Source organism: Mesorhizobium sp. M0106, assembly GCF_040322715.1.
Classification (GTDB): Bacteria; Pseudomonadota; Alphaproteobacteria; order Rhizobiales; family Rhizobiaceae; genus Mesorhizobium.
This window is the reverse complement of record NZ_JAMYUA010000013.1, coordinates 23655-36366: the sequence shown is the minus strand read 5'-3', so window position 1 is coordinate 36366 and position 12712 is coordinate 23655. Positions and strand designations below refer to the sequence as shown.

Genomic DNA, 12712 nt, shown 5'->3' with positions numbered 1-12712 from the left:
TTTGGGAGCAGCAGCATGTCTGGGTCGTTTGATGTAGCCCATCTATACCTCGAAATAGCCACCAGGCGCTCCTTGTTTTCGCCCTTACGCGGTTGTTTCACTAGGGAAATCCGCAAGAATGGCGCTGCCGTTCATTAGAAAGAATTGCACTTGTGCGCATGAGCGCTCCCAGCGATCGGAATCCACGTATGACTTCTGACTGCTGCCCTGAGTTCGACTTTATCCAATTTTGTGGCGCGGGCGGGGACGAGGGCCATGACGCATTGGGCACGAGCTGGAATTTTCATGCTGTCTCGGGACATCGATCAATTCGACCCGTCAGATTCGGCGTCAGTCAGCCTCTTGCGGAGCCGGCACCGCCCCCTCCAAACTTGGATAAACTCGAGCTGAGACCCGGGATCATAATGCCGGTCCTCGAGAACGATGGTTTGGAGATCCTGGCATTCATGCTCGATGCGGAGCAGAACGTCATCCGCGAGATAGGCGTTTGCCTCAACGAAGAGGAACGTCGGCGCGCCGAGGGGTTGAGACTGGAGCGGGACCGCCGCCGCTATGTCGCTACCCGCGGGCAGCTGCGCCGGGTCCTCGCCTCCAAACTGGGAATCTCGCCGTCCGACATCGAACTAGAATATGGACGCCTAGGCAAACCCCACCTCTCGCACCGCATGCCTGCTCGCGATTTGCGCTTCAGTGTCTCGCGATCCGGAGATGTCGCGGTCGTCGCCCTCTCGACCAGGCAGGAGGTTGGGGTGGACATCGAGGCAGTTCTGGCTGTGCCCGAAGCGGACGAGATCGCAGCGCATTGCTTTTCTGCCTCCGAGTATCGGTCTTACACCGCCCTTGGTCCGAAAGACCGGCTGGAAGGCTTCCTCCGGCGCTGGACCCGGCTGGAGGCTATCTCTAAGGCCCTGGGGTGCGGCTTAGGGCAATCCCTTTCTTGGGATGAAAGGGAATGGGCTGTCCGTAGGTTCGTACCGAAACCTGGGTACATCGGGACCGTGGTAGTCCGGAATTGGGTGGTAGTCCGGAATTGAAGTGCCCGCGATGCCATAATTCACTTACGATGCACCGCGGATAAACGAGGAGCTCAACCAATTCCATTGGACTGCACGCAAGTTCATTCGAACCGGACTTGTTCCCCACACTTCGCGGTGGGTCGCGGTTGAGAACACGGGACAGCGCTTCACTGACATGTCCCGGGCGTATGGAGAAAGCGCGGCAGTTTCATCGATGAAACCGTCGTGCTGGAGAAACTGGGACGCGGGAACCACTTCGGCTCCGTCGTGAATCATGAAGAAAGTGATCGGAAGACCTATGTCGGCGGACGTGATGCAGTTCCCGGAGCTTCTCGCAGACCTCGCGGTCAAGGACATCAAGATCTGGGTAGAGGGCGACCGGCTGCGGTGCAACGCCCCAGCTGGCGCACTGACGGCGGAGTTTCGCGACCAGTTGCGGGACCGGAAGGGCGAGATCATCGCGTTTCTGAATATGGCCACGGCGGCGGCCCGGCAACAGCCTGCAATCATTCCCCTGCAGTCTGGCGGAACACGCACGCCCATTTACGCCGTACCCGGCCATATCGGGGCGCCGTTCTCATTCTCGGACCTGTCGAAGCACCTGGGCGGCGATCAACCGTTTTACGCACTCCAACCGTCTGGCTTCGATGGGCAGAGCGATCCGATGGACCGCGTCGAAGATATCGCCGAGTACTTCGCCCGCCAGATCGTCGAATATCAGCCCACCGGTCCGTACATCATCGCCGGTTACTGCTCCGGCGCTGCAACCGCTTTCGAACTGGCGAAAATGCTGGGTCAAAGCGGAGCGGAGGTCCCGTGCATAGCGCTCTTTGGCCCTCTTCACCCCACCACCTATAAGGAATTGCCGCGTCTGCTGTATTTCTATGCCAGGCGGAGCGCCGATTCGTGCCTGCGAGAGATGGCGAAGCTGCCGACATTCGGCGCCCGTCTCCGATATTTCGGCAGTCGCCTCCGGAATCTCGGCGAGCGCGTCCGCGCCGCCCTCGTGCCCCTCGTTCGCAAAAGCAAAGAGCCTGTCACGACAGATCCGGTGCTGGCGAGCAGAGCTCGACTCAAATCGACGGCGATCACGGCTTTGCGGCGGTACATTCCCACTCCGTATTCGGGTCGAGTATGCATATTTCTTCCGAACAAGGCCTGGCTGCGATCGGGTGCAGCACCGCACCGATGGCTTCGAGTGGTGCCGCATGCCGAATTTTATTTCGGGCCCGAGGACTGCAACGGTCCCCTTATGCTGGAGGAACCGGACGCGCCTGCCATTGCAGAGCTTTATCGCCGGGCAACCCAAAAAGCTGAATGATTGACGTGATTTGATTTTTTTGACTTCCGCAATGGGGAGCGTATCTCATGAATGAAGTCCTTCCTATCGCGGCGGAGGGCGTAATGCTTCCCCTGCTGAAAGATGCCGATCATCAGGCGCTGGTTGTCGAGTACAACGCCACGGCAGCGCCCTACCCGTCGGACAGGACAATCATCGATCTCTTCCGCGACCAGGCGACGCGTAGTCCTGACGCTGAAGCGATCCGCTTCGGCGATGCAACGCTGACGTACCAGCAGCTCAACGAACGCTCCGACCAGATGGCCATGCATCTGACATCGACCGGCGTGGGGCCGGGTCGGATTGCCGTTGTGTTCATGGAGCACTCCATTGAAGTCGTCGTCGCGATCTTAGGCGTCCTGAAGTCCGGCGCAGCCTATGTGCCGGTGGATGCGGCAACGCCGAAGGGGCGTCTGGCAACAATCCTGAAGGACATTGCCAACGGGACCGACGGGCGGGCGCCGGTGGCGATCACTCAGGCGCGCCTGCAATCCGTCATTTCCCCGAACTTTGCCGACATTTTCGTGCTCGACGCCGATTTCGGGTCGATTTTACATCAGCCGGACTCGGCCCGACCGTCCGCTGCCACTCCGGACGGCGCCGCCTATATCATCTTCACCTCCGGCTCGACCGGCACGCCCAAGGGCGTCGTGATCGAGCACCGGAATCTGGTGAACTACATTGGGTGGGCCGCTCGGGTATACAGTTGCGGCGAACGTCTCGCATGGCCCCTTTTCTCATCCCTCGCCTTCGATCTGACCGTCACGACGCTCTTCACACCACTCATCACCGGCGGCCGCATCGTGGTCTATCTTGGTGATCCCGGAGTCCAGAGCATGGTCGTGCTCAAGGTCATCGACGACAATGCCGTCGATATCATGAAGCTGACGCCGGCGCATCTCGCGATGATCCGCGACCGCAATCTTGAGACCACAAGGCTGCGCAAGTTCATCGTGGGTGGCGAGGACTTCAAGACCGAGTTGGCTCGCGATATCACGAAAGCCGTCCCCCATCCTATCGAGATCTACAACGAGTACGGACCAACCGAAGCCACTGTGGGCTGCATGATTCACCGTTTCGACATCGACCGGGATCAATCCGCATCGGTGCCGATCGGCGTTCCGGCGGCCAATGCGGGCATCTACGTGCTCAACAAGGCACATCAGCCCACTGCCCGCAGCATCATCGGTGAGATGTTCATTGCCGGCGACGGTCTCGCGAGAGGCTATTTCAATCGCCCTGACCTGACCGACGAGCGTTTCCTCACGGCCGTCGATCCGAGAGATGGGTTTTCGAAGCTGCGGCTGTACAGGACGGGCGATCTCGCCCGCTGGAACTCGGAAGGGCGCCTGGACTTTCTCGGCCGCGCCGATCACCAGGTGAAGGTTGGTGGCGCGCGTATCGAGCTGGGCGAGATCGAAGCCCGGCTTCTGCAGCACCCGCACGTTCAGGAATGCGCTGTCGCTGCCATCGCCACCTCGGTGGCGAAACCAGAGACACAAGTGCGTTATTGCGAACGGTGCGGTGTTGCGTCCGGCCTGCCCGGCACGACGTTCGATGCGGCAGGCGTCTGCAATCTGTGCCGGGCCTTCGACACCTACGTCGACAAGGCGCAGACCTATTTCAAGACATCGGATGACCTCCAGGTTCTCATCGCGGAGATGCAGGCTAACCGGAAGGGACCTTACGACTGTATCGTGCTGTTGAGCGGCGGCAAAGACAGCAGTTTTATGCTGTGCAAGCTCGTCGCCATGGGGGTGAAGCCGCTTACCTTCACCCTTGACAACGGTTTCATTTCGGAAGGAGCCAAGGCCAATATCAGGCGGCTCGTGAACTCCCTCGGCGTGGATCACCACTGGGGAAGCACGCCGCATATGAACGAGATCTTCGTCGACAGCCTGAAACGGTTCGCGAACGTCTGCAACGGCTGCTTCAAGACGATCTACACCCTGGCCACGAACGTCGCCCGCGAACTAGGGATCGGGTACATCGTGACTGGGTTGTCCCGCGGCCAGTTCTTTGAGACGCGCCTGACCGAGGAGGTCTTCAAGCGGGACGACTACGATCCGGCCCGTCTGGACGCGCTCATCGCCGAGGCGCGCAAGGAGTATCACCGCCGCGAGGATGCTGTGTCGCGCTATCTCGACGTGGATGCCTTCCGGAACGACTCAGTATTCGAGGAAGTGAAGTTCATCGACTTCTACCGCTACTGGAGCGTCCCTCTTGAGGACATGCTCGATTTCCTGAAGACGCAGGCGGGATGGGATCGGCCTGCGGATACAGGACGCTCCACGAACTGTCTCATCAACGATGTCGGCATCTACGTTCATAAGAAGCAGCGGGGACATCACAACTACGCCCTTCCCTACAGCTGGGATGTGCGTCTCGGCCAGAAGACGCGCGATGAAGCCATTGACGAACTCAACGACGAGCTGGACCTATCCCGCATCAAGGAGATCATGGCCCAAATCGGCTATGTCGAACCGCCAGCGGCCGAAGACGGCATCGCACGACTTGTGGCCTACTATGTCTCGTCCAAACCCCTGACCGTGGCGGACCTGCGCACCCACCTCGCCGAAGAACTCTTGGAGTCCATGATTCCGACGCAGTATGTTCGCCTCGAACGGATGCCACTCACGTCCAACGGCAAGATCGACCGCTCTGCGCTTCCCGAGCCGACGGCGGAAAACATCCAGCCTGCACAAGACTTCGTCGCCCCCTCGACGGCGACCGAGAAGACGCTGGCCGCGCTGTGGTGCGATCTCCTCAAGGTCGAGTCGATCGGCCGTGACGACAACTTCTTCGGCCTGGGTGGGCACTCGCTGCTGGTGATGCGGGCGGTGTCGCGCATGCGGCAGAGCTTCGGCGTCGACGTGCAGCTTCGCAACCTTTTCGAGCGCCCGACAGTGGCCGGACTGGCGGAAGTGATCGACGGAATGCTCTGGGTGGCCGATTCCGGAGCCCCTTCAGTCTCGGAAGGACCGAGAGAGGAAATCGAACTCTAGCTTTCCGCAAGGCCTCCGAATGGCCTTTGGGTACCAATCTGGACGGAAGCTTTTGCGTTGGACTGCAGAGCAGAGCGGATGAAGATGATGGACAAAGCTTGGGTACCGGCGCGAGGATCGGGGCTGCCTTGGGCGGCGGGGGAATATGAGCTCTTACGCGACCAGGTGCGCCGGTTCGTCGAGGAGGAGATCAAGCCGCGTGCGGATCGCTGGGAGGAGGACGGGTTCATTCCCCGTCCGATCCTGCGCCGCATGGGTGAACTCGGCTTCTTCGGCATCCGCTACCCGGCCGAGTACGGTGGTTCCGAGATGGACGCGGTCGCATCGACGATCTTCGCCGAGGAGCTCGGGCGCTCGACTTATGGCGGCGTCGCAAGCGCGACGCTGGTCCATACCGACATGGCTTCCGTGCATGTCTTTCACGACGGGACCAAAGCCCAGCGGGCCCGCTGGATGCCGGGCATTATCAGCGGCGAGGTGATCACCGCGGTCGCCATCACGGAGCCGGATGCAGGCTCGGACGTGAAGGCCATCCGCACGCGCGCCCGCCGAGAGGGCGACTCTTACGTCCTCGACGGCACGAAGCTCTACATCACGAACGGCGTCCACGCGGATCTCTACTGCGTCGGCGCCAAGACCGATCCCTCGGCAGGAAGCCACGGGATCACGATGTTCCTCGTCGAGAAGGGCACGCCAGGCTTCAGCGTCGCCCGCGAGCTGGACAAGCACGGCTGGCGCTGCTCCGATACGGCGGAGCTCGTCTTCGACGGTTGCCGTATCCCCGCCGAGAACGTGCTCGGCGCGGAGGGACAGGGCTTCTACTCCATCATGCGCAACTTCCAGAACGAGCGCCTTGTCCTCGCGGGCATGGCGATAGGGGCGGCCGAGGCGGCGATCGATATGACCCTCGCCTGGGTGAAAGCTCGCCGCGCATTCGGGGGCGTCTTATGGGACATGCAGGCGATCCGTGAACGTCTCGCGATGCTCTCTGCGAAGGTGGAGGCAGGCCGCCAGTTTCTCTATGCCACCGCTTGGCGCATGGCGGCGGACGAAGATTGCCTGCGCGAGGTCTCGATGGTGAAGGCCATCTGCGGCGAACTCGTCAACGAGGTTGCGTATACGTGCGTGCAGTTCCACGGCGCTATGGGCCTCATGCGCGAGAGCCCGATCGAGCGCATAGCGCGTGACGCCCGCGTCCTATCCATCGGCGGCGGCGCGACGGAGGTGATGCTGGAGGTGGTCGCGTCGATGTCGTGAGCCTGATGCGCAGCATCCCACCGCGCCAACCGTCCGGCTCTCCAGTTCGTTTCAACTCGAATACAATTCGTCATGGCTCGGCGGAGTGGAGCACCGGTCTCCGAAGCTGGCCAGTTAAGTGTGGCCGACGGGGCGGGTCGCTACGACCAGGGTTGAAACGCCGAATTTCCGCAAAGCCGTTTTTTCGATCCGTGGCATGAGCCGCCGGTAGGTCGGTATCACGCTAGCCGGCAGCCATTGATAACGCTCCAACACCGGCAGCACATAGTCGACCTTCTGTATCTCGAAACCCGCCGCAGCCACAATATTCCGCAATTCATGCGGCCAGTAGTTCCGTGCCGCCATAACGCGAGCCGACCACGAACTCGGCAGCCAAGGAAGCAGTGGGATAGGGAAACCGAAATTGCGGCCCAGAAACCGCATCCCATGGCCCTCGAATGGAAACCAGCGATTTGGACTCATCACGACCAGATGACCGCCGGGCCGCAGGACTCGCCAAATTTCGCGCAGCGTGGCCGCCTCATTGGCGACGTGCTCAAGAACCTCATTCAACAATGTCGCATCAACGGACGCATCCGGTAATGGGAAGTCGTCGGTGCAGCAGTGGTATTCGATCGCATCTGGCCGCCGATTAAGCTTCTCATCATTCACCAGCTTGCGAGCGATGGCCTCGTCGATCCTCGATCGTTCAGGATCGACACCAATGACTTTCTGGGCACCCCAGGCGACCAGGGCCTCGGTGTAGCCGCCCTCGGCACAGCCGCAGTCGAGCCAGACTCCCTGTAGCAGTCCCAGGTCTCTCAACTTGCCGAGCCTGTAAGCAACATTGCTTCCGATCGCGGTCGAGTCGCCGGGATGGGGGTAGCGTGGCGCAGTACGCGCGCGCGATAAAGAATTCTCGCTTGTCGCGATGACCCGCAGGCCATCCAATTGCGGTCGATAACGTTGCGCCATGAGCGGTGTCTCCTCAAGTCTCAGATGGTTACGCAACCGGCGGCCCTTCGTGCACAGGACTGCCGGCGGAATTCAGGTTCATCGCGAAGGCCAAAGTCAGGGCCGCGCACACGCCCTCGATGCTAACGGCGAGCGTCCAGCCCAGGACCAGGCCTTGAAGTCCGCCAAGCTTCGCCCCCGCGATCACGAGGCACAGCTCCAGCAACCCGCCCAGCGCGAACCAGCGAGATGCCTTGCGCATCCTGTCGCCCAGCCGCGCCAGCGTGCAGGCATGAAATTTGAGCGTTGATCCCAACAGGCTGAAGCCGAGGAAGCGCAGGCTCGAACCGGCGATCTCAGGATAGGCCGGATTGAAGACCGCAAGGATCTCCTGCGAATAGGTGAAGACGAAGACGGCGCAGACCAGCGAGAAGAGCAATGACGCCGTCAGCGACATAAGGATGTCGCGTCTCGATTGTTTCGGGCTTGTTCTGACCACGGGGAACAGGATCGTGGCCATGGCTGCGGGAATCAACGAGGCCAAGGAGACCAGCATCCACAACGGCATGAAGGCGGCATTGGTGGTCGGCGACAGGAGAACCAGCACAAGGTAGGGCATGATGGTGCCCGGGGCCTGCAAAGCCACATCGAGCGCGTAGTGGTCGAACACCTTGCGTCGGAGCGCATGGAGCAGCTGGAAATCGGGGATCCCAAAGAGGCGACGCGCGCCGCCCCGGGTCAAGAGATCGACGCCGATACAGGCCGCCAGCAAGCCGGCCACCCAGGTCAGAAGAAGCGCGGCATTGGAGGCGTAGCCGGCGGCCGCGGCGAGCAGCATCAGCTTGAACGTGGAGAACAGCACTTGCCGGATCATCTTGCCGGTGCTGCGCAGGTTGCCCATGAACGCCGTATCGGCCACGATCCCGAGAACGGTCAGGCCGCAGCCGAGGACGAAGGTAGCGCCGACGAACAAGCCGTCGATCGGCCCGGTCGGGCTGTTGAGGTACGCCTCCCCGAAGACAAACAACAAGGCCAGGCCGACCGCCAGCGCCACCCCGACGCACGCTGCAGCGGCCACGAGGCCGCGCTCCTTGCCGGGATGCCGGACGATTTCACCCATCAGCAACGTCCCCAGCCCGGCGTCCCCCAGCAGGCCGATGAGCGCCATCACGGACAGGAGGGCGGAGACGTTGCCGATCACCTCAGGCGGAAACAGCCGGGCCGCGAGCCACCAATAGACAAACCCGAGACCGGCCGTTGCAGTCGTTCCGATCGCCAGAGCGCCGGAATTCATGACGAACGCGGCGCTCTTTCGAAGCTCCCGGCGCAGGCGAATAATGGCCGTCCCGGCGGGGTCTACCGGCATGACGGCTCTCCCGAACCTTGGTTTGCCGGCACCGCAGGCCTGCTGGCGGCTGGGCGCAGGACGTCCCGGTAGACCTGCTCGATCCGGGTCACGACCGCTCCGGCCTTGAGGCATCCAACCCTGGCGAGGCTTGTCGTCTCCAGGCGGGCCAGCAAGGCGCGGTCATCCAGAAGTGTCTGCATTGCGTGGGCGAGGGCGTGCGCGTCGCCGGGCGGCACGAGAAGCCCTGTTTCCCCATGATCGACGATATCCGGCATGCCGCCGACATCGGTTGCGATGACTGCCTTGCCGGAAGCCATGGCTTCCATGATGACCGTCGCGCAGGCTTCAGGTCCCACCGATGGTAGCACGCCGAACAGTGAGCGCCGCCATGCATGCATGATGGCGGAATGCGGCCACGTACCGAAGACGCGGACGTTCGGCGGAAACTCGGTTGGTGTATCGGCGGCCCGGCGCCCGATCAGGACCAGCTGCGGCGCCCGCTCCAGGCCGGCATAGGCTTGCAGGAGAACGTCAATGCCCTTGAGGCGCGCCATGTCGCCGACGAACAGGATGAATCCATGCCCAGGTAGCTCCCGCAGGCAGGGATCTTCCGGGCCAAGTACCTCGACATTGTCGGGCACGAAGTTGGGAATGACCTCGTAGGGGGCGCGGCCTTGGGTGAGGCCGGTGTGGCTGGCCACCGCGTGGCTCACCGCGATGAAGCGGTCCACAGCGCGCCGAGCGCCGAAGCTCGAAGCCCAGTTGCCCAAGGTGGTCGCGGCTGCCTTCACGGCTCCGTAATGCCCGGTGGCGCAAGGTAAGCACTTGGCCGGTGCTGGGCCACTGCAGAGATGGGTCCCCAAGTGCATGAAGTTCTTCTTGGCGCAGACAAGGCCGTAGTCGTGCAGAGTGACCACGAGGCGTGCCCCACTGAGAACTTTGACCGGCAGGAAGGACGCGTAGATCCAGTTGTGGGCGTGGACGATGTCCGGCCTCTCCTGAGCGACCAGCCGCTTCAGGGCTAGCACCAGTTCGGGATCCGGGAAAGGTGGTGCGTGGCGGCGCTCGGGATCGGTGTGGAGGCCTGACAGACGCTGGAGCGTGCCGCGCAAGCGGTGCACGCGAACCGCGCCGTCCAGCTCGGTTGCGGGCGATCCGGGATGCATCAAGGTCCCGACGCTGACATGATGGCCCCGCTCCACCAACGCCGCGCCGAGATTGCGGACGTGCCGCTCCTCTCCCCCGATCACCGGAGGATAGAACTGCGATAGCAGCAGGATGCGCATGGTACAGCCTCGTTTTAGATCCGCGGCACAAGCGTCGAAACGCTGCGATAGAGCCGGTTGTCTTCCGGTCGATAAAGGCGCGCCTCGGCCGTCTGGCGAGTTGCCAAGACGGGCACCGGGATTTCCCGCGCCCAAGTGTCGCCCGGCGCGATGGTGAGCGATCGGAAAACGGCGAACGGCTGCCCATCGAGGGTGATTTCCAGGTCGAATCGCTGAGGTCGAGTCTCGGCGCTCCTGATGCCGACGGTGATCCGGCCGGACTCGCCACCGGCCGACGGCAACAACCAGAACGCAGTGTATTTGAATTCCCGGTAGGCCGCTTCGTCTCGGACGGCCAACGCATAGGCTCCGGTCGCTACAAGCAGCGCTAGCATGAGCGCAGCCCCCTGCCAGAGCCGGACCCGCGCCGGAGCCGGCCAGGCTGGCAGATCGGGAGTGTCGCGGCGGCCGGCGGCCACCAGTGCCGCGGCGGCCGTCACCGCCCAGAACCACACCGCCCAGCCGAGCGGCGTAAGGAAGCCTGCGGCGTTCAGGGCAAAGCCCCCGGCGATGCTGGCGGCCAGGCTTGCTCCGACCGCGTAGACGAAGTGTTCCAACGCGGAGGTTGTCCTGACGCCAATGGCCCGCAGCACCGTGTGGCCCGAGACGAGGAACACCATGGGCGCGCCCAGGGCAGTACGGAGGAGCAAGCTGTCGCTGACCGCAACGGCCGCCACCGCGGCCCCCGCCCACAGGCACGCGGCCAGAAGGTCCCACTTGCTACAAAATCTCATGCAATCCCCTCACATCATAGATGACGATCCAGCCGTTGTCGTAGATGCGGGTGACGCCCTTGACGTCATTGAACTTGAGCAGCGCTGCGCCCGAGAGCGGCGCTCCCTGCCGCGCTTCCCACGGCTGGAAGTAAAAGCCGAGCACCGGCGGAGCCGTAGTCAGGCGCAGGTCAATCAGCAGGAAATCGATGTTGCTTCGCGCCAAGGCCCAAAACTCGTCGGGCCCCAATGTCTCGGCCTCGAAAATTCGCGCGGGATCGACGCCTTCGACGATGGTGACCCTAACGTCCTGCCGGCCGTAGCCCGCAAGCAGAAGGCGGTTGATGCGGTCGGTGGTGAAGCGGTTGCCAGCACCGAGCCATTCCTTGGCCCAGCGTGCCGTTTCGATCCCCATCGGCTCGATGGATTCGTGATCCGCGGCCACCCTGTAGCGCCCATGGATCGGATTAATCGAAGAGCTCGTGACGCCGCCCAGGACGATGATCACCAGAGCAACGGCCGGTGCGATGCGGCGCCACCCGCGTGGCGTGCGGCCCTGCCAGAAGTGGACGATGCTCACCGCGACGACCAGCCCGACGGCGATGAACACGAACGTTCCCATGCGGTTGCCGACTTCCCATCCGGCGACGGTCAGTCGGAAGGCCACCGAGACTGGGAGCCCGAAGGCCAGCAAGCTGAGGAGCACGAGGCGGCTATCGCGCCAGCGGCGTTTAAGAATGTCCTGGATCGGACGCCAACCGGACCGCGCACCACTCGGCGCTGCCATGGCCAGCGACCGAAAGAATCCCGTTGCCAGTCCGAGGGCCACCAGCAGGAGCGCCAGCAAGGTGGTCAGCCGCATGTAGAGCGCCTTGTCCGGCGCTCCGAGGTGCTCCGACCGCGGGGTGGGCGCGCCCAGGATGTTCCGGAGCAATGTGTCGAGACCGGACTCGATCACCGGGCCGAGATAGCCTGTGAGAGGGATGCCACGGGCCTGCACCCACAGGGACGGCAGGGCTATGGCGAGGATCGCCGCGAGGCCCACGGCAGTGCTGGTCTTGATCCGCAGGGGATCGTGCCGGCGCAACGTCTCGAGCGTCGCCAGCGCTCCGAAATAGATGGCGGCGAAGGCGGCAGAGAGGTGATGCGTGACCGCGAGGCTTGCCAACAGCAAGGCAATCAGCCCGAACGACTTCAGCCTCGGTCGCCCGACGAGATCCTTGGACGCTGCTTCGACCGCGAAGGTCAGCACGCATAGCACGATACCGAGGCTCTCGTAGGAGAACATCGAATCGAACAGGAAGAAGGTTGAGCAGCCCATATAGGCCAGACAGGCGATGGCCGAGATACGCGGCGACCCAGCGATGCTTTCGAGGAACAGAAACAGGGCACCGATGAACGTGCCCTTGAGGATGGCCAACAAGAGCGTCCCCGCCACAAACAAGGGCAGTCCCGTCAGATCGACGATCGCCGTCGTCAGGATTTCCAGGGCGGGATAGGTTGGCCCGATCGGGAAAAGCGGGTTGGACAGGAACAGCCGGCGGGCCGTGATGAGATCCTGGGCCGCGATCCAGTGCAAGACCTCGTCGTAACCGCTGAAGCTCGTCGGGGAATAGACGTTCTTGCAATAGAACAGGGCTTCGGCAAGCAGCAACAGGAGGAACAGGCGCTCACCCCGGGCTGTTGTCGGCCAGGCGATGCGAAGGCTGGTCGGAGCGACCAGGAGAACGACACCGGACCAGAAGAGCGGCGGCGCCACGTCATAGCCGCGGCGCC

The 12712-nt window shown here is 62.7% G+C and carries 9 protein-coding genes; 4 read left to right on the top strand and 5 right to left on the bottom strand.

Going from position 1 to position 12712, the window contains the following annotated elements:
• The first annotated feature begins 404 nt into the window (after nt 1-404).
• The 4 genes from NKJ55_RS15030 (at nt 405) to NKJ55_RS15015 (ending at nt 6617) form a co-directional block, all read left to right on the top strand.
• Complete coding sequence (locus NKJ55_RS15030) at nt 405-1034, top strand: 4'-phosphopantetheinyl transferase family protein (RefSeq protein WP_352450589.1); 630 nt, start codon at nt 405-407, stop codon at nt 1032-1034.
• Between the two features lie 256 nt (nt 1035-1290).
• Nucleotides 1291-2337, top strand: a complete 1047-nt coding sequence (locus NKJ55_RS15025) for a TubC N-terminal docking domain-related protein (protein WP_352450588.1) — start codon at nt 1291-1293, stop codon at nt 2335-2337.
• A gap of 47 nt (nt 2338-2384) precedes the next feature.
• Nucleotides 2385-5360: an amino acid adenylation domain-containing protein gene (locus NKJ55_RS15020; RefSeq protein WP_352450587.1), complete on the top strand. Its 2976-nt coding sequence runs from the start codon at nt 2385-2387 to the stop codon at nt 5358-5360.
• A gap of 78 nt (nt 5361-5438) precedes the next feature.
• Nucleotides 5439-6617 carry an acyl-CoA dehydrogenase family protein gene (locus tag NKJ55_RS15015; protein ID WP_352450586.1) on the top strand — a complete coding sequence of 393 codons (1179 nt, stop codon included), beginning with the start codon at nt 5439-5441 and terminating at the stop codon, nt 6615-6617.
• 114 nt (nt 6618-6731) lie between these two features.
• Here NKJ55_RS15015 and NKJ55_RS15010 read toward each other — a convergent pair whose 3' ends face one another.
• The 5 genes from NKJ55_RS15010 to NKJ55_RS14990 all read right to left on the bottom strand — a co-directional run bounded on the left by NKJ55_RS15010 (nt 6732) and on the right by NKJ55_RS14990 (nt 12590).
• Nucleotides 6732-7571, bottom strand: a complete 840-nt coding sequence (locus tag NKJ55_RS15010; RefSeq protein ID WP_352450585.1) for a class I SAM-dependent methyltransferase — start codon at nt 7569-7571, stop codon at nt 6732-6734.
• A gap of 28 nt (nt 7572-7599) precedes the next feature.
• Entirely contained in the window at nt 7600-8916 is a 1317-nt protein-coding gene (locus NKJ55_RS15005) for a lipopolysaccharide biosynthesis protein (protein WP_352450584.1), read from the bottom strand.
• Nucleotides 8907-10184, bottom strand: coding sequence for a glycosyltransferase family 4 protein (locus NKJ55_RS15000; protein WP_352450583.1), 1278 nt, complete (start codon nt 10182-10184; stop codon nt 8907-8909). Before NKJ55_RS15000 ends, NKJ55_RS15005 begins: the two co-directional genes overlap by 10 nt.
• A gap of 14 nt (nt 10185-10198) precedes the next feature.
• Complete coding sequence (locus NKJ55_RS14995; RefSeq protein WP_352450582.1) at nt 10199-10843, bottom strand: hypothetical protein; 645 nt, start codon at nt 10841-10843, stop codon at nt 10199-10201.
• Nucleotides 10844-10943: 100 nt separating this feature from the next.
• Nucleotides 10944-12590 carry a putative glycosyltransferase family protein gene (locus NKJ55_RS14990; protein WP_352450581.1) on the bottom strand — a complete coding sequence of 549 codons (1647 nt, stop codon included), beginning with the start codon at nt 12588-12590 and terminating at the stop codon, nt 10944-10946.
• Nucleotides 12591-12712: the final 122 nt, after the last annotated feature.